At 43.9% G+C, this 25,288-nt stretch carries 22 protein-coding genes; 21 read left to right on the top strand and 1 reads right to left on the bottom strand.

Annotated elements, in window-relative coordinates; translation table 11 throughout:
• The first annotated feature begins 124 nt into the window (after positions 1-124).
• From ACQRCC_RS03505 to ACQRCC_RS03450, 12 genes are all read left to right on the top strand, one after another.
• On the top strand, positions 125-514 hold the full coding sequence (locus tag ACQRCC_RS03505; protein WP_427849416.1) for a hypothetical protein: 390 nt from the start codon (positions 125-127) through the stop codon (positions 512-514).
• An 80-nt stretch (positions 515-594) separates the two neighbouring features.
• Complete coding sequence (locus ACQRCC_RS03500; protein ID WP_427849415.1) at positions 595-2,016, top strand: SPFH domain-containing protein; 1,422 nt, start codon at positions 595-597, stop codon at positions 2,014-2,016.
• Positions 2,017-2,035: 19 nt separating this feature from the next.
• On the top strand, positions 2,036-2,977 hold the full coding sequence (locus tag ACQRCC_RS03495) for a DUF4428 domain-containing protein (RefSeq protein WP_427849414.1): 942 nt from the start codon (positions 2,036-2,038) through the stop codon (positions 2,975-2,977).
• 21 nt (positions 2,978-2,998) lie between these two features.
• Entirely contained in the window at positions 2,999-4,111 is a 1,113-nt protein-coding gene (locus ACQRCC_RS03490; RefSeq protein ID WP_427849413.1) for a hypothetical protein, read from the top strand.
• Between the two features lie 13 nt (positions 4,112-4,124).
• Entirely contained in the window at positions 4,125-5,390 is a 1,266-nt protein-coding gene (locus ACQRCC_RS03485; protein ID WP_427849412.1) for a TPM domain-containing protein, read from the top strand.
• Positions 5,391-5,410: 20 nt separating this feature from the next.
• Positions 5,411-6,853 (top strand): DUF5050 domain-containing protein, encoded by a 1,443-nt coding sequence (locus ACQRCC_RS03480; protein WP_427849411.1) that lies wholly within the window; start codon positions 5,411-5,413, stop codon positions 6,851-6,853.
• Between the two features lie 26 nt (positions 6,854-6,879).
• A complete protein-coding gene (locus ACQRCC_RS03475; protein ID WP_427849410.1) occupies positions 6,880-7,842 on the top strand; it encodes a hypothetical protein in 963 nt (320 codons plus the stop codon).
• A 362-nt stretch (positions 7,843-8,204) separates the two neighbouring features.
• On the top strand, positions 8,205-9,104 hold the full coding sequence (locus ACQRCC_RS03470) for an Rpn family recombination-promoting nuclease/putative transposase (protein ID WP_427849409.1): 900 nt from the start codon (positions 8,205-8,207) through the stop codon (positions 9,102-9,104).
• A gap of 85 nt (positions 9,105-9,189) precedes the next feature.
• Positions 9,190-9,738, top strand: coding sequence for a DUF3793 family protein (locus ACQRCC_RS03465; RefSeq protein WP_427849408.1), 549 nt, complete (start codon positions 9,190-9,192; stop codon positions 9,736-9,738).
• Between the two features lie 63 nt (positions 9,739-9,801).
• A complete protein-coding gene (locus ACQRCC_RS03460; RefSeq protein ID WP_427849558.1) occupies positions 9,802-10,320 on the top strand; it encodes an RNA polymerase sigma factor in 519 nt (172 codons plus the stop codon).
• Positions 10,321-11,283 carry a zf-HC2 domain-containing protein gene (locus ACQRCC_RS03455; protein ID WP_427849407.1) on the top strand — a complete coding sequence of 321 codons (963 nt, stop codon included), beginning with the start codon at positions 10,321-10,323 and terminating at the stop codon, positions 11,281-11,283. It begins immediately after the preceding gene.
• A 423-nt stretch (positions 11,284-11,706) separates the two neighbouring features.
• A complete protein-coding gene (locus tag ACQRCC_RS03450) occupies positions 11,707-12,483 on the top strand; it encodes a Uma2 family endonuclease (RefSeq protein WP_427849406.1) in 777 nt (258 codons plus the stop codon).
• Between the two features lie 66 nt (positions 12,484-12,549).
• Here the strand turns inward: ACQRCC_RS03450 and ACQRCC_RS03445 are convergent, their stop codons facing one another.
• Positions 12,550-13,914 (bottom strand): MATE family efflux transporter, encoded by a 1,365-nt coding sequence (locus tag ACQRCC_RS03445; protein WP_427849405.1) that lies wholly within the window; start codon positions 13,912-13,914, stop codon positions 12,550-12,552.
• 219 nt (positions 13,915-14,133) lie between these two features.
• On the opposite strand from ACQRCC_RS03445, the gene ACQRCC_RS03440 reads away from it, so the two are divergent.
• From ACQRCC_RS03440 to ACQRCC_RS03400, 9 genes are all read left to right on the top strand, one after another.
• Complete coding sequence (locus tag ACQRCC_RS03440) at positions 14,134-14,898, top strand: polysaccharide deacetylase family protein (protein ID WP_427849404.1); 765 nt, start codon at positions 14,134-14,136, stop codon at positions 14,896-14,898.
• 35 nt (positions 14,899-14,933) lie between these two features.
• Complete coding sequence (locus ACQRCC_RS03435; protein WP_427849557.1) at positions 14,934-15,647, top strand: tRNA threonylcarbamoyladenosine dehydratase; 714 nt, start codon at positions 14,934-14,936, stop codon at positions 15,645-15,647.
• Positions 15,648-15,692: 45 nt separating this feature from the next.
• The gene (locus tag ACQRCC_RS03430) at positions 15,693-17,009 is read left to right on the top strand and encodes a replication-associated recombination protein A (protein ID WP_427849403.1); all 1,317 of its coding nucleotides are present in this window, start codon (positions 15,693-15,695) and stop codon (positions 17,007-17,009) included.
• Positions 17,010-17,021: 12 nt separating this feature from the next.
• Entirely contained in the window at positions 17,022-17,591 is a 570-nt protein-coding gene (locus ACQRCC_RS03425; RefSeq protein WP_427849402.1) for a GrpB family protein, read from the top strand.
• A gap of 10 nt (positions 17,592-17,601) precedes the next feature.
• The gene (locus ACQRCC_RS03420; RefSeq protein WP_427849401.1) at positions 17,602-20,463 is read left to right on the top strand and encodes an AMP-binding protein; all 2,862 of its coding nucleotides are present in this window, start codon (positions 17,602-17,604) and stop codon (positions 20,461-20,463) included.
• Positions 20,463-22,187 carry an ABC transporter ATP-binding protein gene (locus ACQRCC_RS03415; protein ID WP_427849400.1) on the top strand — a complete coding sequence of 575 codons (1,725 nt, stop codon included), beginning with the start codon at positions 20,463-20,465 and terminating at the stop codon, positions 22,185-22,187. The genes ACQRCC_RS03420 and ACQRCC_RS03415 overlap by 1 nt, the downstream gene beginning before the upstream one ends.
• Positions 22,150-24,048, top strand: a complete 1,899-nt coding sequence (locus ACQRCC_RS03410) for an ABC transporter ATP-binding protein (RefSeq protein WP_427849399.1) — start codon at positions 22,150-22,152, stop codon at positions 24,046-24,048. Before ACQRCC_RS03415 ends, ACQRCC_RS03410 begins: the two co-directional genes overlap by 38 nt.
• Positions 24,049-24,183: 135 nt before the next feature.
• On the top strand, positions 24,184-24,828 hold the full coding sequence (locus ACQRCC_RS03405) for a hypothetical protein (protein WP_427849398.1): 645 nt from the start codon (positions 24,184-24,186) through the stop codon (positions 24,826-24,828).
• A gap of 62 nt (positions 24,829-24,890) precedes the next feature.
• Entirely contained in the window at positions 24,891-25,184 is a 294-nt protein-coding gene (locus tag ACQRCC_RS03400) for a hypothetical protein (protein ID WP_427849397.1), read from the top strand.
• The last annotated feature ends 104 nt before the right edge of the window (positions 25,185-25,288 follow it).

The raw sequence follows: 25,288 nt of genomic DNA, 5'->3' as shown, positions 1-25,288 counted from the left end.
ATAGTACTTTCGTGTCATGTACAATTTTCAGAATCTCATATAATGGTATATAGAATAGACTGAAAATAATATGAGGAATAAAGTGTGTCTAAAGTAAGAAGTTTTATGGAAAGGGGAAAAGAAAGTGAAGAAAATTGCAATCAGTATCTCTAATCGTGTTTTTGCGGAAAGTGTTTATTTGATGCTGAAACAGACCGGCGATTTTCATCCGCTATATGTTCCGCCACGGCAGCAGGAGATGATCCTGATTGAATGCCAGGCTGCCGGACCAGACATATTATTAATGGATGTGACACCCTCGTCATTGGAGACCAGACTGGAGGGACGGTTAGCATTGATTGATAAAATGCGCAGAGAGCTGTCTGCGTGTAAGATGGTGCTGCTCTGTGATGAGATAGCATATCCGGAGCTGGCACGTGATGTAATGCGGGCGAAGCAGGCAGGAAAGATTGACGCATTTTTCTATGCTTCTGTGACAGCCGAGTATCTTGCGGCGGCGCTGGATTCATTATAAGTAAGGATGCAGATTCACGGAATAAGAGTACGGGAAATACGGATAAAACGAACAAAGTGAAATCGAAAGGAGGATAAGTTATGGGACTTATCAAAGCAGGAATGGGAGCATTTGGCGGTGCAATGGCAGATCAGTGGAAAGAATTTTTCTACTGCGAAGCGCTGGACAAAGATGTAATGGTGAAAAAAGGGCAGAAACGGATCACAGGACGTTCGTCCAATACGAAAGGGAATGACAATATTATCTCCAACGGTTCCGGCATTGCTGTGGCAGACGGACAGTGCATGATGATCGTAGAACAGGGAAAGATTGTTGAAGTGTGTGCTGAACCCGGTGAATATACATATAACACATCTACAGAACCAAGTATCTTTGCAGGAGACCTGGGAGACAGTATTAAAGCAACTTTTAGGACCATAGGTAAGCGTTTTACGTATGGAGGAGATACCGGGAAAGATCAGCGGGTGTATTACTTTAATACAAAGGAACTGATCGATAATAAATTCGGCACACCGAATCCGATTCCGTTCCGGGTAGTAGACCGCAATATCGGTCTGGATATTGATGTATCTGTAAGGTGTTCCGGCGTTTATTCCTACAAAATTACCAACCCGCTTCTGTTCTATACGAACGTGTGCGGAAATGTGGAGCAGGAATATAATCGGGAAGAGATTGAGAGTCAGTTAAAGACGGAATTTATCAGTGCTCTCCAGCCGGCATTTGCAAAAATTTCTGAGCTTCAGATCCGCCCGAGTGCACTTCCGGGACATGCGGAAGAGCTTTCAGAGGCAATGAACGAGGCACTGACAAAAAAATGGGTAGAACTTAGAGGACTTTCTGTTGTGTCTATTGCGATGAATCCGATCACACTTCCGGAAGAGGATGCAGAGATGATCAAGCAGGCACAGAGGGCAGCCATCATGCGAGATCCTACTATGGCAGCAGCAACACTGGTTGGAGCACAGTCTGAGGCAATGAAATCAGCGGCAAATAATCCAAACGGAGCTATGATGGGATTTATGGGAATGGGAATGGCTCAGCAGGCAGGCGGCATAAATGCACAGAATCTGTTTGCCATGGGTCAGCAGCAACAGATGCAGCAGGCACAGCAGATGAAGCAACAGGCTGCACCTGCAGCAGCGGTTCCGGCAGGGTGGAAGTGTTCCTGTGGGGCAACAGCAACCGGCAAATTCTGTCCGGAGTGTGGGGCTAAAAAGCCGGAACCAGTGAAGGCAGATGCATGGAAATGCTCCTGCGGTGCAACGGTTACCGGTAAATTCTGTCCGGAGTGTGGTTCTCCGAAACCGACTGAGGAAGGCTGGACCTGTTCCTGTGGAGCAGTCAATAAAGGAAAGTTCTGCACGGAATGCGGAGCAAAGAAACCGGCAGGAGCGCCATTATACCGCTGTGACAAGTGCGGATGGGAGCCTGCAGATCCGAAGAATCCACCGAGATTCTGTCCGGAGTGCGGAGATCCTTTTAATGAGAACGACATAGTATAAGCAAAAGGAGGAAAAGAATATGGGATTATTTGATAAGAAATACTGTGATATTTGTGGAGAAAAGATAGGAATGCTTGGTAACCGGAAGCTGGATGACGGTAACCTCTGTAAAGAATGTGCAAAGAAGCTTTCCCCGTGGTTTGAAGAGCGCCGCCACAGCACCGTCGCATCTATTAAAGAGCAGTTGGCTTACCGTGAAGCCAACAAAGCAAAGGTAAAAAATTTCCAGATTACCAGGGATCTGGCAGGAGAACGCTATCATGTTTTTGTTGACGATACAAAGGGACAGTTCGCAATTGCTACCAGAATGAGTGTTGATACCAATCCGGATATTGTTTCACTTTCCCAGATAACCAGCTGCAGACTGGAGATTAAGCAGGATTGTGATGAAGAGCAGTATGAGGACAATGACGGTAATATGAGAAGCTACAATCCGCCGAGATACAAATATTCCTATGATTACTGGATCAAGATCGGAGTAAACTCTCCGTGGTTTGACGACATGGACTTCCAGCTCAATACATTTTCTATTGAGGATAGTGACCGTAACAAGATGATGATGATGGAAAATACAGGAAATCAGATCGTGGCAGCTCTTACCGGCTGTGCTCAGCCCATGGGCGGAATGAATCAGGGAATGCAGGGCAGTATGATGAATAACGGAATGTATGGCCAGCAGATGAATGGGATGAATCAGGGAATGCAGGGCGGCATGATGAATGGCGGAATGTACGGTCAGCAGATGAATGGAATGAATCAGGGAATGCAGGGCGGCATGATGAATAACGGAATGTACGGTCAGCAGATGAATGGGATGAACCAGGGAATGCAGCAGGGCATGCAGCAACAAAGAAGAATGGTTCGATGTGACAAGTGCGGGTGGGTTCCGGAAGATCCTAATAATATTCCGAAATTCTGCCCACAGTGCGGAGATCCTTTTGATATAAATGATATCTGCTAGCATGCAGGAAAGGAGAAAGCTATGTCTGACATAATGGAATATAAATGTCCGGCCTGTGGTGGTGCCATGGAATTTGACAGTAAGAGCCAGAAGATGAAATGTCCGTACTGTGATACAGAGATGAGCATTGAAGAATTCCAGCAGACGCAGCAGGGAAAACAGGACGGTGCAGAAAATGCACCGGGCGGAAGTGCTTCGGATGATGTGAACTGGCAGGCAGCCAGTGATGGACAGTGGAGTGAAGGCGAGACAAACGGCATGAGGGTATATGCCTGCGAATCCTGTGGCGGCGAGATCGTGGCAGATGAGAATACCGGAGCTACAAGCTGTCCGTTCTGCGGGAACCGTGTGGTTATGAAGGGACAGTTCTCAGGAGATCTGAAGCCGGACTATATCATCCCCTTCAAGCTGGATAAGAAGGCTGCAAAGGAGGCTTATCATAAGCACCTGCATGGAAAGAAGTTCCTGCCGAAGGTGTTTAAGCAGGAGAACCATATTGATGAGATCAAGGGTGTGTATGTGCCGTTCTGGTTGTTTGATGCAGATACAAAGGCAGATATTACATATAGTGCGGAGCGTGTGCAGGTATGGGAAAGCGGAGATATTGAATACACGGAGCATGAACATTATCAGGTGAAGAGATCCGGAGGCATCCGTTTTGAGCATATCCCCGCAGATGGTTCCAGAAAGATGGATGATGATCTGATGGAATCTATTGAGCCGTATGACTTTTCGGAAGCAGTACCGTTCCAGCCAGCCTATCTGGCAGGATACGTGGCTGACCGCTACGATGTGGACATGGAAGAACGACTGGTGCGGGCAAAGGAGCGGATCAAAAAAAGTGCGCAGCAGTCATTTGAAGATACAGTGACGGGATATCATTCTGTGACACCGGTAGAGAGTAATGTGAACATCTACAATGCGCGGTACCTGTATGCGCTGTATCCGGTATGGATCCTGAATACTACATGGAAGGGTGAGAAATATATCTTTGCCATGAATGGACAGACCGGTAAGATGGTAGGAGACCTTCCGGCGGATAACGGAGCATTCTGGAAATATGTTACGGCAAGAGGCGTAATCATCGGAGCACTTATCTATGCTCTGCTGTGGATAAGGCTGCTGCTGTTTTAGGAGGGACATATAGATGAAGAAACGGATCGTATCAATATTTTTAACAGTTCTCCTGGCGCTCCTTATGGTGCTTCCGGTATCAGCCGTTGACAGTATGCTCTATATAATCGATCAGCGGGGATGTGTGACCGGTTTTATACCGGAATTGAATGCGAAGGCATCTGTGATTTCAGATACTTATGGGTTCACTGTGAGCATCCTGCTGACAGAGTCAACCGGAGGACAGGGAACAGTGGCTTATTCTGAGCAGATCTATCAGGGATGCTTCGGAGAAGCGGACGGAATCATGCTGATCGAGAGTACGGAGGATCAGGAGTGGTACTTGTATAAGTCCGGAAGTGCGGTAGATCTTATTACGGTTGAAGATGAGGACGCACTGTGGGCGGAATATGATTATTACGGATATTATGATGAGGCTGTAGACGCTTATCTGGATAAGGCACAGGAGATACTGGAAGTAAAAACAGGAATCGTCATGGATAAAGCTGCATTGGAGGCTGCTCAGGCTGAGGCTCAGGCAGAGGCTGAAGAGCCGGAGGCAGGCGGCATTCCTACTGAACGACTTCAGTCGCGTCTGGTGGATAACGGAGACCTTCTGACCGATTCCGAAGAAGAAGAGCTTCTGGCAATGCTTGACGAGATCAGTGAGCGGCAGCAGTGTGATGTCGTGGTGGTGACGACGGACAGTTTACAAGGCAGAACAGCCATGGAATACGCCGATGATTTCTATGATTATAACGGTTATGGATTCGGAGAAAACAGGGACGGTATCCTGTTGCTTATCAGCATGGAGGAACGTGACTGGCATATGAGTACCTGTGGCTATGGAATTACCGCATTCACCGATGCAGGCATGGACTACATGGCTGACAAATTTACCCCGTTGCTCAGTGACGGGTTTTACAGCGAGGCATTTACAAAATATGCTACGCTCTGTGATGAATTTATTACACAGGCAAAGTCCGGAGAACCTTATGATAAGGGAAATCTCCCCAAAGGTACCATTTCTCCGGTTATGATTCCCATCTCTGTGCTGATCGGAATTGTGATTGCATTTATTCTCGGCACGAAGAAGAAGGCAAGCCTGAAATCAGTCGTAAGAAAGACGAATGCGCGTGATTATGCTGTGCCGGGAAGCATGATCTTGACTGCTAACTGGGATCGCTTGGTGAATAAGACCGTGACACAAAGAAAAATTGTAAAAGAGGACAGCGGAGGAAGCAGTACTCATACCAGCTCTTCCGGAACGACGCATGGAGGAAGTGGAGGAAAATTCTGACAGAAGGGAGGAAGTTGTTTATGAAAAGAAAACTGTTGACAGTATTATTGGTATTGTCGATGGTGCTTGGCCTGTGTGCCTGCGGTTCTGACAAGAAAGAAGCACCGAAGGAAGATACGGCAAAGGAAGAAAAGGAATCAGAAGAGGAGGCTGAGCCGGAGAAACCGGCACATGAGGCGGGCGACATCGTAGGTCAGTGGAAGTGTACGTCTATGACAACGGATGATCTGGGAACGCTGACCAGTGAGGACTGTAAGGAACTGCTGGGATACGACATGCTTGCTACGATCTCTTTCACAGGATGGGAGACAGGGAACTGTGCTTTTTCTGTGATAGAGGAGGACGAAGAAGGGGAAGAAAGAACAGCGGAACTGGCGATGTTGTGGACAGAAGAGAATGACAGCTATACGCTTACCCTTGAGAATCCGGAGGTGACAGAATCCTACAGCGGCGCGGCGGCAGCCTTTGACGGCGAGATCCTCATCCTGACTCTAAAATCAGCAGCAGGAGAGGGTGACGAGGCGTACCAGTTTGAGTATGCGGGTGAGCCCAAGGTCAGCATTTACAACTTTGCTCCGGAATTTACCGAGGAAGATGTGAGAAAAATGAGTGCCTTTTCCAGTGGCGGCTACGCCATTGTTGCAGATGACATGGCATATGGCTATGAAGCCCATGGAAAGCTTGCCTGTGCCAAGATCAGCAAAGACGGTTCAGATGTAGTCCTGGATGATGTGCAGGCTCTTCTTGACGGCGAGATTTGTAATCCGGCTAACTTCCAGTATGAGGAAGGATATGTATATGCTACGGTAAACGGAGAGAAAAATCTGGGTATTGTCAAAATTAATGTAAAGAACAACAAGACGGAGTTTCTGTATGATAAGGCTGTAGAGTATCAGCAGGTCTACGACGGGAAACTATATTTTACGGATGAAAACCATCATTACTGTTCTATGGATCTGGATGGTAAGAATATCACACCGATCATTGATGACAGGGAAGTGTACTACCCGTATCAGGTGGGAGACGGATGGATCGTATTTCAGGATGATGCGGATGGAGAGACGCTTCACGTTTACCATGTGGGAGAGAAGATCGAGAAGAAGATCACAGAGGTACGTTCTTATAATCCTGTGATCTGCGGAGAATATCTGTATTTTGATACAACAGAGGATTTTGAACAGTATCATTTGGGCAGAGTGAATCTTCGCACATGGGAGACAGAGATGTCTGAATATGTCAATAATGGAGCAAAATTTATTGATGGGGATTACCTTTTCATGGAGTCAACTTATTATACGCTGGATGAGTGGAACCAGAATCTGGATAAGGATCTTAACAGCTGTGAATACAGGTATTATTATTCCGACGGAAATTACCGGTTCTATAACACATCCTTCGAGTGCTGGTTCTCACCGGGTGAGAATTTCGGTGGCTATAGCGCACAGCTCTGGTTGGATGAATAAAAGACAGTAAGAATAATCAGGAGAAAATGCTTGAAAATGAGGAAGCAAAGGCTCCTGTTTCTGTAAAATCCGCTCACGGGGTGATTGAGGTGACTCCGTTAGAAGGGTATACAGTAACGGTATCTGAAAGTCAGGAGGTACTTACCATCGCACCGGAAGGCAGCAAGAGCACGAACAGTGATTATATAGAGATTGCCGGTCCTAACGATGTTGGAAATATCTTTGCTGAAACCTTTGGCTATGTATCGGGAGAAGAATATACGATGGATGCTTTGAAAGAGGATATTAATACAGATATCGAAGAACGTCCGAATGTATTTTCCAATCCGACAGAAGTGACAGTGGGGTCCTATGATTATATGCGTATGGATGTTACAACTAACGCAGAAGCTTCCTATCACTATATTACCCTTGTAAATGGTATTCCTCATGTGGTTTGTGTGGTCGGCGGAGATGTGCTGGATATTGATTCGGAGGATGTGACAACCATGATGGAAAGCATCGTGTTTGGCGAGTACACGGAGGAAGAAGAGACTGAGGAAGAAGAGGTTGAAGAGAAAGAAGCAGAGGAAAAGGGAAAACTCTATGACGGATATTATTCCTTTGATGTGCCGGATGGATTTACACTGCAGGATGAAAAATTTCAGGAAAACTTTGATGGCTCTGATGATCAGCGAATCGGTTTCTATATGAAAAAAGGAACGGTGGACGAAGCGGTGGAATCTCAATTAGGAAGAGATACAGGGTATGAAGATGTGGGAGAAGTGACCTATGGAGATTATACCTGGAGAGCTTTGACATTCACCTGGTCTGATCTGCCAAGCGCTCAGTTCCTTATGGATGTGGACGGTGGAGATCACTATCTGTCTATTACCATGTTCTGTATCGCGATAGACAGTGATATTGCAAAACAGGTCATGGAATCTCTGGAGCTGGAAGAAGACACCTATGACGCGTTCATGGATTATAGAAATGAAGTAAATAATTAATGGTGTAAATGAAATATATGGCTCAAAGACTGGCATCACGCGGAATCTGCGTGATGCCTTTCACTATGCCTATGAACACTCCGGATACTGGAAGGTGTATGTGGATGTGCAGAAAGCAAAGAGGATATTTGGACAGCATAAAAGTTGACATATAACAAAATTTTTGATATAATTTCTTTAATTCATCTGAGGATTTGATAAGACCATTCTGGTTAATAATACTCATAAATCTTATTTTCTAATCGACTGTACAGTCGGTCAGAGTATCGAGAGCATCTCTCATATGTATCCAATTTTTTACATTTCAGATAAGAAAAGTTGTAAATTGTTGCGATTTTTCGTATAATGAAAGGAGACACAGGATGGAAAAAAGAAAAAATTTAAGGGATTTGAATCTTCTGGACAGATTTCTTTTTGCTGAGGCTATGGAAGATCCGGTAATTGTAAAATCTGTGCTTGAAATTGTTTTGGGGAAAGAAATTGCATTAAAGTATCTTCCGCATACGGAGAAGGAGCAACGCACGTCACCACTCAAACGATTTGTAAAACTGGATGTGTGGGCATGGGATACAGACGACGTCGTGTATGATACTGAGGTTCAAAAAGAGGATACGAAGAACCTTCCGAAGAGAAGCCGTCTGTATCAGGCGATGATCGATGTTAAGCTGCTGGAACCAGGTGAGATTGATTTCAACAGGTTGAATAAAGTCTTTGTTATTATGATTACGCCGTTTGATTTATTCGGCAAAGGACTTTATAAGTATACTTTTGAGATGAAATGTAAAGAAAGACCGGAAATATCACTGGAAGACGATGCGACAAGGATTTTCTTAAATACACGCGGTACGAATGCTGGAGAAGTCAGTGAGGAACTTGTTGAATTGCTGCATTACATAGAACATACCTCGGAAGAAGTAAGCAATCGTTGTCAGAGTAACCGGATTAAGGACATGCAGAGGCGAATAGAAGCAATCAAATCCAGTGAAGAGGTAGGTGTAAGATATATGCAGGCGTGGGAAGAAAAGATATTGGTTCAGCGGAAAGCAAGGGAAGAAGGAATAGAGCAGGGCAGAACAGAAGGAATAGAGCAGGGCAGAACAGAAGGAATAGAGCAGGGTAGAGTTGAGGGTACAATCATGACTCTGGTAGAAACTTATAGAGAATTTGGGATGTCTAAAGAGGATACAGTAACAAAGGTGATAAATAAATGTCAGATATCCAGTGAAGATGCGTGGAAATATGTTAAGCAATACTGGAAGTAAAGAAAATTGTACTCTTTTTTCACACTGACAGCAGGGTATAATCTGTACATCATTTGGACACCAATATCTCACAGGAGGTATGGTTATGCTGGATGAAATGATGGTAAGGTATTGTGCTCCGACGCTCGCGGGAATAAAAACAGGAAATCTGATGAACTGTACCTGTGCAGACAGAGAATCTTTTTTAGAAACAGTGAATAATATGGCTCAAAGACTGGCATCACGTGGAATCTGCGTGATGCCTTTCACTATGTCTGAGAACAGGATTTTAATCTATATTTTCCGTCCGGAGAAGCTTAAGGCTGACTTAAGCTCAGAAAAGGTAGCCGGGATTCTGAGGAGATGTGGTTATTCTGTGGATAATATGAGAAAATGCATTGAGAGGCTTCAAATGCGTCTGTGTCAATCCGGGGAATTTCCGCATGAGATTGGGCTTTTTCTGGGATATCCGCCGGAGGATGTGAGGGGATTCATTGAGAATCATGCAAAAAACTATAAATTCGCCGGATACTGGAAGGTGTATGGGGATGTGCAGGCGGCAAAGAGGACATTTGAACAGTATAAAAAGTGTTCGGACATATGCTATAAGCAATGGAAAGAGGGAAAAGAGATTGAAGAGTTAATTAAAATATGAAAATCTTTGTAACGAAGTGTGAGCAGAGGAGTCTAATAGGTGTACGAAAGAGAAAAGAGGGAGGTGAGATGCTTGCAATTCGAAGATGTATATAAGCTGTATTATCGTGATGTATATTATTTTCTCCTGTCTTTAAGTGGGAATCCCCAGACTGCAGAAGAGCTTACGCAGGAGACATTTTACAGGGCTCTGCAAAATATACACAGATTTAAGGGAAACTGCCATTTGAAGACCTGGCTCTGTCAGATTGCAAAAAATACATATCTGTCCTGGATAAAGAAGCAGAAGCATCTCTCGAATGGGGAAATTCAGGAGGAGCGTATCATGGATGCAGGAGAAGCAGGACATGCAGAAAGAAATGTGCCGGAGGCCATGTACATCCGAAAAGAAGAAACTCTGTCCATCTATAAGATTCTTCACATTTTGGACGAGCCGTATAAAGAAGTATTTACGCTGAGAACGCTGGGAGATCTTTCCTACCGGGAAATCGGTGAGATATTCGGACACGGGGAAGGATGGGCGAGAGTGACTTATCACAGAGCAAAATTAAAGATTCAGGAACTGATAAAGGAGGTGCCATAGATGAAAAATAGAGAGTGTGCTATCGTGCAGGATCTTCTTGTGCTTTATGAAGATGGGATGCTGCAGGAAGAGAGTATGCAGATGATTGAGGAGCATATCCGGGGGTGTGAGGAGTGCATGAAGATTTATGAAAACACCGGAAAAGAATTATCGATAAGCTGTGAAGTGACAGAACAAACTGAGGCAGAACAGGAGGATGCAGCTGTTGCAATAATGAAAAAGTTGAAAAAGAGAATTACCCGCAAAAATAAGATCATTTTGAGTGTTATACTTACTTTGCTCCTCGTAGCGGTTCTTGCGGCCGATTCAATCTGTCAGCATCTGTCCGGAGGGTATTGGGGAATCGTGGACATGATTTACAGAATCCCGAGTGACCGGGTAGAGGTGACACAGATCTATCAGCTGAAAAATGGTGATATTTATTGTGAGCTGAGATCGGATAAGAAGATAGGGATTCAATCTGCCAGTGACTGGATTATACCGGATTATGCGTATGAGAAGTCTACAGAAGATGTCCGGCTTGAGATCAGTTTTCGGCAAGTGACTCCGTGGGAGAGTGGAAATGTACCTGAAATGTATCGACTGGCAGCTGTATTTGCAACTCAGAGAAAGGGTACTGTGGTGGAAACTGATAAAGAGATTACGCAATATTGCCGGGAAATCATTTACCGTGGAAAGACAGAAAAGGATTGTCTGGTTATATGGGAAAGAGGTCAAAAAGTAGAAGAGGCACCGGAAGACATTGAACGGAAGGTGATTGTAGAATATATCCGTGACAGGCAGATTGATAAAGCAATTCAGGAATGTGAAAGTCTTGGATGGGACAGCAATAAGATGATTGCAGAGATTTGCGGTGAGTCACAGGGATATATTCAGTATGGTTCAGCGGATGGAGAGGAAAGTGTTAATTTTCTTCTTAATTATGATACGATTTTGATTAATAATATAGATATTCAGTATTAAATATCAAGAAGGACTAAGATTCCTCTGCTTCTTCAGAAATGAAGAGGCAGGGGAATGAATAATAATTGACATAAAATAAAATTTTTGATATAATCGTTTCAATTCATTTGAGAATTTGATAAGACCATTCAGGTTAATAATACTCAGATATCTTATTTTCTAATCGACTGTGTAGTCGGTCAGAGTATCGAGAGTATCTCTCATGTGTATCCAATTTTTTACATTTCAGATAAGAAAAGTTGTAAATTGTTGCGATTTTTCGTATAATGAAAGAAGTAAGCAGTCATTGTAAGAACAACCGGATTAAAGACATGCAGAGGCGTATAGAAGCAATCAAATCCAGTGAAGACGCGTGGAAATATGTTGAGCAATACTGGAATCAGGTGTGATCTGCGTGGTGTCATTAGTGAGGAGTGAAGCTATATGATAGTTGATATTCTGAAACAAAAAAAAGAAGAAAAGGGGATTACTACAGAAGAACTTGCGGAGCTTTCCGGGGTGCCGGTGGAAACGATTAAAAAAATATTGAGCGGAGAGATAAAATCACCACAATACGATACGAAAATGGCACTGGAGAGAGTTTTGCTGGACAATGAAACCGAAGAATTGAATAAAACCCGTGAAACAAGTATGGCTTACGAAAAGAAAAACACGTATACCATAGGAGATTATCGGGGATTGCCGGAGGATGTGAGGGCTGAACTGATAGACGGGGAACTTATTTTCATGGAAGCGCCACAGACCGGTCATCAGATTCTTGTGATGAAACTGGCGTTTTTGTTTGAATTGTTCATCAGGGAAAATCAGGGAGGTTGTTTGGTGATCCCGGCGCCCTTTGACGTACAGCTGGACTGTGATGACAGGACGATAGTTCAGCCGGATCTTGTTGTGACATGCAGAAAAGAACGGTTGCTAAAGCAGGGACTTTATGGAGCACCTGACCTGGTGATAGAGATTACTTCAACATCAACAAGAAAGATGGATTATACAAAGAAAATGATAAAATACATGGAAGCAGGTGTGAGAGAATACTGGATAGTTGATCTGCAGAAGAGGAAAGTAGTAACTTACTTCTTTGAAGAAGATCCGATTCCACTCATTTATTCCTTTCATGATAAAGTGCCGGTTCGTATCTATGATGGAAGACTTGAGATTAACTTTGCCGAGTTGTCACAGGTACTGGAATCAATACCGGTATAAAAGAAAACCAGGAGGCTACTGCCATCGGATAGCAGTAGTCGCCTGGTTTTTATGATAACTTTGAGTTTATGGCAATGGTTTTATTTTCTTTACATATATCCTGCGAAGCAGAAGTGAGGAGAATGTCAGGGAGACAATCTCTGCGATGGCAATGGACCACCATACCATGTGAAGTCCGAATACCCGGGCAAAGATGTATGCTACCGGAAGGATAACAAATAATTGTCTTGCCGCAGATACGATCAGACTGTAAACTCCATTTCCCAAAGCCTGGAATACGGAACCTGCCACGATACAGAATCCGGCAAATAAAAAGCTTAAGGAAATGATGCGCAGTGCCGGGACTCCGATCTCTACCATGTGATCTGAGGCATCGAATAGAGTGCGAAGCAGGAATTCCGGCATGGTCTGGAAGATGACCAGCCCTACCAGCATCAGGCTTACGGCAATCACTACACTCAGCCAGATCGTTTGTGTGATCCTTTTTTTGTTTCTCGCACCGTAGTTATAGGCGATGATCGGAATCATACCATTATTCAGTCCGAATACCGGCATGAAAATGAAGCTCTGCAGCTTGAAATATACACCGAATACGGCTGCCGCAGTGGAAGAGAACATCAGGAGTATTTTGTTCATACCAAAGGTCATGACGGAACCGATTGCCTGCATGATGATGGATGGAACGCCCACTGCATAAATGGCTGCGATCGTCCTGGCGTGAGGACGAAAATGCATCATGTTAATGTTGATCTCTTTATTTCTTGTCAGATTAAAATAAAAGGAAATGCTGACAGCAACCAGCTGACCGATAATGGTAGCGATAGCTGCACCGGCGACTTCCAGCCTGGGAAGACCGAATAATCCAAAGATAAGAATCGGATCCAGGATAATGTTCACAATGGCTCCGGTTCCCTGGCTGATCATATTGTAAATGGTCTTTCCGGTAGACTGCATCAGCCGCTCAAAAGTAACCTGCATAAAAATTCCGACGGATATCACGCAGATGATGGTCATATACTGCGTTCCATAGGTTAAGATTACCGGGTTATCGGTCTGCGCCCGGAAAAATGTATGAGCGCTCAATCCGCCGATTAGGGCAAATAGCAGACAGCTCATTAATCCTAGAAAAATACCGTTTTTCGCAGCATTATTCGCTCCCTCAAAGTTCTTTTCACCCAAATTGCGGGACAATAACGCATTGATACCTACTCCGGTGCCGGCAGCTACAGCAATCATCAGGTTCTGAACAGGGAAAGCCAGAGATACCGCTGTCAGGGCTTCTTCGCTTAGTTTGGCAACGAACATACTGTCTACGATATTATAAAGAGCCTGTACCAGCATGGAAATCATCATGGGAAGTGACATGGTGATTAAAAGTTTGGGGACAGGCATTACCCCCATCTTATTTTCCTGCATTGTCGTTTCGGTCATCAGAATTCCTCCATTGATTTCATTTGTCTTTCGTAGTTTTACATTTTATTTTTCGTTTTCACACAACGTTTTTCATTATAACATTCCCCAATTTATAATGCAACGTGCAACATATGAGATTTGTTATTTTCATATAATAGGATACCAGGATTGTGGGAGTGCAAAGCACGGAACAATCCGTAGGTATCATAGTTGATTGAGCGTATAGGGTATGAAAAAATGTGGCATTTGGAAAGAACCTGTAAAAATAGAACAAAATGGATACGAATATTTGCTTTGGGAATACTGGTCGTTTTGTCTGCGAAAATACAGGGAGGAATCGGGGACGGTGGATTTTTCAGGCAGGATATAGTAAAAAAGGAAAAACAGCTTACTCCGGCTCAGACCAGGGAGGCGGTTTCTTATGTGAGTGCCTCGGTGACAATGGAAAAGCCTCAGATTGCGCTGACTTTCGACGATGGACCCAGTGCTGCCTGTACCCCCAGACTTTTGGACGGACTCAAAGAACGGGGAGTGAAGGCTACTTTTTTCCTGATCGGAGAAAATGCAGAAAGGTATCCGGAAATTGTGAAGCGCATTGACGAGGAAGGACATCTGATCGGCAACCATACTTATCATCATGTGGAAATATCCAGGGTGAGTAATGAGACAGCATACAGGGAAATAGAAGAGGCAAACCAGGTGATAGAAAAGATTACCGGAACATGTCCGGAGTTTATGCGTCCTCCTTTTGGATCCTGGCAGAGAGAATTGGAGATGGAGATGGATGTGCTTCCGGTCATGTGGAGCGTGGATCCTCTGGACTGGACAACAAAGAATGCGGATGAAATTGTGAATAAAGTAGTGACGGAAACCGGGGAAAATGATATTATTTTATTGCATGACTGCTATGACAGCTCGGTGGATGCCGCTCTTCGGGTTATTGATATTCTGCAGGAAAAAGGATATGAATTTGTAACCGTGGATGAGCTGATTTTAAATTGAACTGTTACATAATTTGTAAGAAAGAAGTTTGTATGATGATAAATGAATTTTCAAGAACAGAGCTTTTATTGGAGGAAGAAGGAATTGAAAAATTAAAAAGTGCCACAGTGATGGTGCTGGGAGTGGGTGGTGTCGGCTCACACTGTATCGAGGCGCTGGCCCGCTGCGGCGTTGGAAGGCTGATACTGGTGGATAACGACACGGTATCACTTACCAATATTAACCGCCAGTCTATCGCCTATCACAGTACGGTAGGCCAGTATAAAACAAAGGTAATGGAGAAGCGGATTGCGGACATTTGTCCGGAAATTCAGGTGAAAACCTATGAGATGTTCGTGCTGCCGGATAATGTGGAACAGTTATTTGAAGAGAAAATAGATTATATTATTGATGCAATCGATACCGTCACAGCCAAACTGGTTGTGGTGGAGGAGGCGAAAAAGCGGGGGATTCCCATGATCAGCAGCATGGGAACCGGCAATAAGCTTCACGGAGAATTATTTGAAATTACGGATATCAGCAAAACCTCGGTCTGCCCTTTGTGCAAGGTTATGCGCAGGGAGCTGAAGGCAAGAGGGATTTATCATTTGAAAGTATTATATTCTAAGGAAAAACCTGTGGATATTTCCGGGAGAGATACAGGAGAAGACAAGGGAAGCCGCAGATCGGTCCCGGGAAGTATTTCTTTCGTGCCTCCGGTGGCAGGTCTTCTTATTGCAGGAGAAACAGTGCGGGATCTTCTGAAATAGTTTTGGACAGATGTGATTTTGAAAAGAAACAGGACAGGTGAGGAAATGGATTTATTTGATTATATGCGGGAACAGAATATGGAGAAGGAGTCGCCTTTGGCTTCCAGACTCCGTCCGACCACGCTGGATGAAGTGGTGGGGCAGCAGCATATTATAGGAAAGGACAAGCTTTTATATCGTGCCATAAAAGCAGATAAAATAAGCTCGATCATTTTCTACGGTCCTCCGGGAACAGGAAAGACCACTTTGGCGAAGGTGATTGCCAATACCACCAGCGCGGAATTTACACAGATCAATGCGACGGTGGCGGGCAAGAAGGATATGGAAGAAGTGGTGAAAAAGGCAAAAGAACTGCAGGGAATGTATGGAAAGAAGACGATCCTCTTTGTAGATGAGATTCACCGTTTCAATAAGGGGCAGCAGGATTATCTTCTGCCGTTTGTGGAAGACGGAACGATTATCCTGATTGGAGCAACCACGGAAAATCCATATTTTGAGGTGAATGGGGCTCTCATTTCCCGTTCCAGCATTTTTGAGCTGCATCCTCTGGATAAAGAGGATATTAAAGTGCTTTTGAAGCGCGCGGTTTATGATACAGAGAAAGGGATGGGAAGCTACCGGGCGGTAATCGATGAGGATGCGCTGGAATTTCTGGCCGACATTGCCGGTGGAGATGCCAGAAATGCATTGAACGCAGTGGAACTTGGCATTCTCACTACGGAGAGGAGTGCAGATGGAAAGATACACCTGACGCTGGATGTGGCCAGCGAATGTATCCAGAAGCGGGTAGTCCGTTACGACAAAACAGGTGACAACCATTATGATACCATTTCCGCATTTATCAAAAGCATGCGGGGATCCGATCCGGATGCTGCGGTGTACTATCTGGCAAAAATGCTGTATGCCGGGGAGGATATCAAGTTCATCGCCCGCAGGATTATGATCTGTGCCTCAGAGGATGTGGGAAATGCAGATCCCATGGCGCTTACAGTAGCTGTGTCGGCAGCTCAGGCCGTTGAGCGGGTAGGAATGCCCGAAGCCCAGATTATACTGTCGCAGGCAGTGCTCTACGTAGCAACGGCACCCAAGAGCAACTCGGCAGTAAATGCCATTTCAGCGGCCATGGAAAATGTAAAAAACTATAAGACAACGGTTCCCGCTCACCTTCAGGACGCTCATTACGGCGGATCAAAAAATCTGGGACATGGAATCGGATATAAATATGCTCATGACTATCCAAATCATTTTGTAGAGCAGCAGTATCTTCCTGAAGAAATAAAAGATACGCGGTTCTATGAGGCGAGTGACAACGGAAAAGAAAAAGAAATCAAGGCGTGGATGAAGTTTATCCGGAATCACTAATAGAGGTTTCGGATGGTAAATACAAAAAAGGAGGAAGATACAATGGGACTTGGTGTAGAAGATGGAAAACTTCAGATGGAGGAATATGATCCGAATTGGGCAGTTCTCGGTCAGGAGATGGTAGACGTTTTGAAAAGTGTGATGAAGGATGCGGTGGATGTACAGCATGTGGGCAGCACTGCTATTCCGGGGATGTACTCAAAACCGTTGATCGATATAGCGGTTGCTGTGAACAATCTGGAAGATGTGCTTCCATATGTGGATGACCTGGAAAAACTTGGTATCCATTATTCAGGAGAGGTTATTACAGGGCAGAGAGAGTTTTATAAGGATAATCCGGGAACGACAGAACGCGCATGTCATATCCATGTGGTATTAAAGGATACGAAGAAATGGAATGACTATATTAATTTAAGGGATTACTGTACAGCGAACGCTGAAGCCAGGGAGGCATATATTGCGCTTAAGCGGAAACTGATTTCCCAATATGCAGATGAGCCGTCCAAGTACGGACCGGCAAAGGCTCAGTTTATGGAGGAGCTGAAAGATGCAGCCCGGGAATGGAGAAAAGAACAGAAATAGGAGACGGGAAATGATGGAGAATTTTCTTGAAGTACTTACGAAAACCGCAGACAGAATCCCGAATACGATCGCTATTGTGGATCAGAACGGGAAAAGAAGCATAAGCTACAAAGACTTTGATATACTGGTTGGCCGTGTTGCGTCCAAGCTGAGAAGTTTAGATTTCCCTGCAGGAAGCTTTATTGTTATCCGCATGGGAAGATGTGCGGAATACGTCGCCGCTTATTATGGAGTCATCCGGGCCGGGCTGGCTCTGGTGCCTGCAGTTTTAGAATACCCGGAGGATCGGATACAGTATATTATGAATGACTGTGGCTCACCGCTGGTAATCACAGAATCCTTTTTTGAGGATATTGAAGAATTCGAACCTTATATGGAAAACGATATTCCCTGGGATCAGATTGTCTGTATGAATTATACTTCCGGTTCTACAGGACATCCCAAAGGGGTATATTACAGCATGAAGTGTGTGGATGAAAATATTAAGCGTTCTGCTATGCTGTTTGAGGGACTTGACGAAATCATTGCAGCTGCGGCAGTATCCATGTCTTTTGCGGCTTTTTCTCATGACTGCCTGGGGCCGCTCTATCTTGGAGGAACGGTTCATTTACTGAGTGAAGAGGTTCGCAAGGATGTGAATCTTATGACGGACTACTTTAATAAGCATAACATCGTATGCAGTGGCATCAATCCCGGTATGCTCCGCTTTTTCGGACACACCAGAGGGTTGAAGAGAGTGCTTACTTTCGGGCAGAGAGTTGTAGGAATACATTCGGACGAGCACGAGATTTACAATATTTATGGTATGACAGAAGCATTTACCGCTCTGACATATTTCATTATTGATAAGAAATACGACAATACACCGGTAGGAAAAGCATTTGGAGGATTTACAGTGGAAATTCTGGATGAAGAAGGACATGAGGTTCCGAATCTTACAGAAGGGGAAATCTGTGTGACCGGTTATATGGCAGAGGGATATTATCATAAGCCCGAAGAAACGGCAAAAGCCTTTGAGAAGCTTGAAAACGGAATGACCAGGCTTCGAACCAACGATATGGGATATAAGGATGAGAATGGAAATGTTGTGTATGTCAACCGCAAAGACTGGATGATTAAAATCAACGGGCAGAGAGTGGAGCCTTTTGAAGTAGAAGCTGCAATCTGCAACGTTCCTGGTGTAAAAGCAAGTATTGTAAAAGGATTCCGGGATGCATCCGGTAAGCCATATCTTTGTGCATACTATATTACGGACCGGAAAGATGTGACACGGGAAGTCATTGAGACGAACATAAGAGAGAAGCTGCCGCCTTTCATGATTCCTGCCTATTTTGTGGAAATGGATGAATTCCCGTTGACTGTCAGTGGAAAATATGACAGAAAGAGGCTGGAAGCGCCGCAACAGAAGACGTATCAGCGCGACTATGAGGCACCGGCAGATGAGAAGGAAAAAAAGATCTGTGCTGCGATGGAGAAAATACTGAATCTTCCGAAAATTGGACGCAACGATGATTTCTTCGATATCGGAGGAGATTCTTTGTCGGTCATGGAGCTGATTGCAATGCTGGATGATGACGGACTTCTTGTAAAGGATATCGTAAACAGCAGGACACCGAAGAAGATTGCATTGAAATTGAATAAAGGTAAGTATATCGATTGGAAAAATGATGCCGCTTACAGACAGAAAACCTACGAGCTGAGTGAATATCAGAAGCATTATTTTGGATACTGGGAATCCTTTCCGGGGATTGTTCTGGCCAATACACCACAGCTGATTAGCATCCCATCCGGTACAGTGGATCCGGAGAAGCTGGCAGAAGCCGTGTATCAGGTCCTCAGATATCATCCTTCCTACAGTCTGGTCCTGAGCAGACAGGAAGACGGAAGTGTTGTTCAGAGGATAGCGCCTGAAGTGGTAACGGTACCTGAGATTATATATTTTTCGGAAGAAGAATTTGAGGAAGAAAAACAGAAAATGGTACAGCCATTTCATCTGTTAGACGGTCCTTTGTATCGAAGCAGGATTTACTGTACGCCGGAAACGATTTATCTGTTTTTGGACATGCAGCATATTATTTCGGATAAAAGCTCTATGGATATCACGGTAAGAGATATTTTTTCTGTTCTGAAGGGCGAAGAGCTGGCTCCGGATTATTATTGCTCCTATTTACAATATTTATCCGATATCAGAAGTAATATAAAAAATATAGTGAAACCGGATGAAACCTTTGATCGTCATCCTGAATTTGATTATGATGAAGACTCCTGTGAGATAGAGACAATTGCAGTTACGCTGGATGTTTCAGCAGAGGAATTTAAGGCGAAGCTGTCCGGAATTGATGCTACGCCATTAGAGTTTCTTATCGCGCTGACCCTCAGAACCATGGGACGCTACAATGGAAGCAGCAGGGAAGTGGTAAACTGGCTGTACGGCGGCAGAAATACGAGGCTGAAACAGGATATGACAGGACTTTTGATCACTGCCCTGCCGGTGGCAATGGATCTGTCCGAATTTGAAAGTATGGAGTCCATCATTCAGGAAGTACGCCGCATTAATCAGGAAAATATGGAATACAGCGATCTGTCACCGGGAGATTTTGATACCCGTCCTGTTTTGGATGACACAATTACCGTAAATTATATTCCATGTGACGAGAAGGCAGAACATCAGTGGATACCGGATGGTGTCAGATCAGAGTCTCTGATCAACAATAATAAAGCAAATACGAATGTATTTTACGTCATCATGCTGGAAGGAGACAGGGATGAGAAGCCTGTGATACTGTTCAAATATCATGCGTCTCTTTATAAGAAAGAAAACGTGGAACATTTTATCAATCTGTATCTTGATGAATTCAGGAAGTATGTATAATGAAAAGAATTAAATTATTATGGAATTATTCAGGTAAATATAAATATGCTCTGGCACTTCTGCCATTTGCCATTCTGGTAGATGTGGCACTGGAAATTCTGATTCCATATCTTATGAGTGATATGCTGGATCTGGGAATCAACAGGAAGGACATGAGTATTATCATAAGTAAAGGTGTGCTCATGATCGGTGCTTCTGTCATACTTGTATTTGTGGGGATGCTGGAAAGCTATCTGATTGCGACCTGGTCATCGGGGATTACCAGAAATCTTCGAAACGCCCTGTTTGAGAAGGTTCAGGAGCTTCCCTTTTCTGATACTGACAAATATGGGCCTGCGACGATTCTTACCAGAATGTCCACAGACATGAATTTTATAAAAAAAGCTCTGGGAATGTATCATTCCATGATTCGATGTCCGATTATGATCGCATGTACCATTTTTATGACGGTCCGTGTCTATGCAAATGTGTCATGGATATTTATTGTTGCTGCCGTGTTGTTTGTAGTTATCCTCTTCTTTATTGTTCGGGTAGCCTTAAAGCATTATCGCCAGATGTTTGTGCGGTATGATGAATTGAGTAACATATTGGAGGAGGCTGTGACGGCAGAGAGAACGGTCAAGGCCTTTTCCAGAGAGCAGTATGAAAATGAAAAGTTTATAAGAAAAGCTAACGAGCTTAAGGAAGAATCATTTGCGGCAGAAAGCATTACGGTATTAAATGACCCGCTTCTTCACATGGTAATGAATATCTGCATCCTCCTGATCATGTATGTGGGGGGCCGCTCAATTATTGCCGGCAACATGCAGGCGGGAGACCTTTTCTGTGTGATCAGTTACACGAATCAGATTCTTTTGCAGATTTATATTGTTGCACTGATTATGGTTCCGGTGCTGAGTGCACAGATTTCTCTGGATAGAGTTTTCGAGATTATCAATACAGAACCCGCCTTTGAAGATATGGAAAATGCTGACATTTTACCGGAAGATGGCTCGGTCATTTTTGAAAATGTAAAATTCAGTTACTATAATGATGAGACAAAACGGGTTTTGAAGAATATTAGTATTCACATCAAATCAGGAGAATTTGTAGGGATTACCGGTTCTTCCGGCTCGGGAAAAACTTCTTTGATTAATCTCATTCCCAGATTTTATGAGTGTATGAGTGGAACGATTGAGGTTGGCGGCAGGAATATACGGGATTACAGTTTTGGAACGCTGCGGCAGACAATCGGACTGGTTCCCCAGCATTGTGTTCTTTTTTCCGGGACGATAAAAGAGAATCTTCTGTGGGGAAATGAAGACGCATCCCCTCAGGAAATTGTAAAGGCCTGCTGCGCAGCTGATGCCAATGATTTTATCATGTCGTTTCCGGACGGATATGACACGCAGATTGGACAGGGAGGATTGACCGTTTCCGGCGGGCAAAGGCAGAGACTCTGTATTGCCCGTGCATTGTTGAAAAGGCCGAAAATCCTCATCTTTGATGATAGCCTGAGTGCTGTGGACAATGCTACAGAAGGAAGAATCATCAATTCTCTGTTAAAAGAGTATAAGGATACAACGATTGTTATGATTTCGCAGCGTTTGTCTTCTATACAGAATGCCGATAAAATTGTGGTGCTCAATGACGGAGAAATAGACGCTGTCGGAAGTCATGAGGAACTGTTGGCCAAGAGCAGGATATATGGTGAGATTTATGAAAGTCAGCGGAGGTCAGTGTAATATGGGCGGTAAGAAAAGAAACAAACCGAATAATGCTAAACAGGTCTTTTTCAGGTTGTTCAAATACATGGCTTCCTACAGGGTGCGCCTGTTCATTGTTTTTATATGTGTAATTATCAGTTCCATAAGCGGTGTACGTGCAACCTATTATCTAAAACCGGCTATCAATGATTATATTGTGCCTCTGATTGGGCAGAAAAATCCGGATATGTCCGGATTCTTGCGGATACTGTCTATCATGGCGGTGCTTTATCTTTGCTCGGTAACAACGTTATTTATACAGAATGGTATTATGGCCGGAATCAGTAATAATATTATGTGTCAGGTCAGAAGCGAAATGTTTGAGGCAATGGAAAAGCTTCCTGTTTCGTATTTCAGTACGAACAATAATGGAAGGATTATGAGCTATTATTCTAATGACGTGGATGCATTAAGCAATATGTTAAGACAGAGCTTTCCAAGAATTATTGAAGGAGTGGTTACGTGCCTATCCATTTTGCTGACCATTTTCTTCGTAAATATTCCGTTGGCAATAGTAGTTGTTCTATGTGTGTCACTTCTTGCCCTGACTTTAAAGTTTCTGGTTGGTAACAAAGCAGTGTATTTTATCGGTCAGCAGCGTTCTCTTGGTGAGCTGAATGCTTACGGGGAGGAAATGATCAATGGTAAAATGGAGATAAAGGCATTTACACGGGAAGAAAAAGTAAAGAAGAAATTCGGTGATATCAATAAAGAGCTTTTTCAGACAGCCGGTAAGTCGGATTTTTTTGCTGACAGCATGTTCAGTCTCACAAAGGGACTTACGAATATCGGATATACGATCGTGGCAGCCTGCGGTTGTGCCTTGTCCCTGTATGGCGCGGCGGATGTGGGCACGGTCGGAGCCTTTCTTGTGTATTACCGGAACCTGATCTCACCGGTAACCAGAATTTCCAAGCAGGTAAATAATCTGTTTTCAGCACTGGCAGGAGCAGAGAGAGTATTTGATTTTCTGAATCAGGAACCGGAAATCGATGAAGGAAAGGTGTCACTTGTCAACTGCACAATGGATGGCGAACACGTACAGGAGTGTGAAACGTACACAGGAAAATATGCATGGAAACTGGAAGATGGAACCTGCATACCCTGTGAGGGAAAGATTTCCTTTGAACATGTTGTATTCGGTTATACGGAAAATCAGACCGTGCTTCGGGATTTTAATCTGCATGCCCAACCGGGACAGAAGATTGCTATTGTGGGCACTACAGGAGCGGGAAAAACGACAATCATTAACCTGCTGAACAGGCTTTATGAAATCCGTTCGGGAGAAATATATTTTGATGACATCAATATCCGGGATATTAAGAAGTCGGATTTGAGGCGTGCTGCAGGTATGGTTCCTCAGGAAACACATTTATTTACCGACACTGTTGCAGAAAATATCAGATATGGACGTCTGGATGCCTCAGATGAGGATGTCAGAAAGGCTGCACAGCTGGCCAATGCCGATTATTTTATTGGCAATCTCCCTGATGGATATGATACGGTTCTGACACATGCCGGTGCAGCTCTGAGCCAGGGAGAGCGACAGCTTCTTGCCATTGCCAGAGCTTCTGTCGGACAATTCCCGGTGCTGATACTGGATGAGGCGACAAGCTCTATCGATACAAGAACGGAGATGCTTATCGACTGCGGGCTGGATACATTGATGAAGGGCAGAACCGTTTTCGTGATTGCACACAGACTTTCTACAATTAAAAATGCGGATAAAATCGTAGTTCTTGATCAGGGGCGTGTGGTAGAGACCGGTACACATGAGGAGCTTATTGATAAAAGAGGTATATATTACAATCTTTATGCCGGTGTGCTGGAGCAGGCATAGTATGCGCTGTGCGAAGATGTGCAGGGATTCGGATTAGTAAAGGCCCGAATCCCTCTCAAGACTCGCGAGCAAGTCTTGAAAGGCTGAGTCCTGCAAATGGTTGATAAAGGATTGAAGAAGAAAAAGAGGTTAAGAATGAAGGAAAAAAGAACATATAAACACAACTGTGAACTTCCGGACTATGTCGTGACGATACATAATCTGATGAAAAGAAGGGGATATGAAATATACTTAGTAGGAGGATGCGTCAGAGATATGTTATTGGAACGCACGCCGGATGATTATGATTTCTGCTGCTCAGCATCACCGGAAGAAATTGTTCAGGTATTGAAGGAGAACAACATTGAATACGATGCATCCGGCAGTATCGTCGGATATGTGATCGCTATCATTAATAATGAAAAAATTGATCTTGTCAAATTCAAAGGAAATAGTCTGGAAGAAGATCTATGTAATCGGGATTTCACCATGAATGCTATGGCTTATGATATTGACAGTCGGGAAATCGTGGATTACATGGGTGGAAAAGAGGATATGGAAAATAAAATCATCAGATGCTGCGATGAAAGAAGTATCGAGAAAAATCCAAGAACAATATTCCGCGCAATCCGCTTTGCAATCCAGTTTGGATTTCGTATCGATGAGAAGACCTATGATTCCATGAAGAATAATGTTCCGGCACTTGAGCATATCAGAATATCTGCATTGATGAAGGATACGGCGAAGCTTCTTAAATATAGTGAAAAGCTATTGCTCGCGGAGCGGGACTCTTTACATTAGCAGGTAAAAAAGGTATAATTCTTAGTATCAGAATTTTCAAAAATGCATTGGAGGGAATAAGCATGAAAGTGTACGATTCAGTAAAAAAAGAAGAGTTAGAAGTGGATGGAACCAAAGGTCTCATTGAGTTGATGAGAAACGGCCGCCAGGTAGACTTGTATCTGGGAGAGAAAAAATCAGATGCAGACGGATACATGAGCTGGGATGTAGAGCACTGGTCCAGCATCGATGTGAAGAGATTTATCCGCTGCTATTCTCTGGAGGGAAGAGTTCTGGGAGAATCTACAGGACACAATATCTATGATCTGGAGAATGAGTTTAAGCCGGAAGAGGCAGTAAAAGTTGAACTTAGCTAAAAAAAGGGGACGTAGCAAAATGCATTTTGCTACGTCCTGAATTAACATTTGTGGTGTACCCAATTGTATTTGTACCTGTCCCTAATTGCATAAAAAGGAGGGAT

It is taken from the genome of Sporofaciens sp. SGI.106, from assembly GCF_050314255.1.
GTDB lineage: Bacteria > Bacillota > Clostridia > Lachnospirales > Lachnospiraceae > Claveliimonas.
The sequence above is the reverse complement of the archived record's forward strand: the minus strand, read 5'-3'. Positions and strand labels throughout refer to the sequence as shown.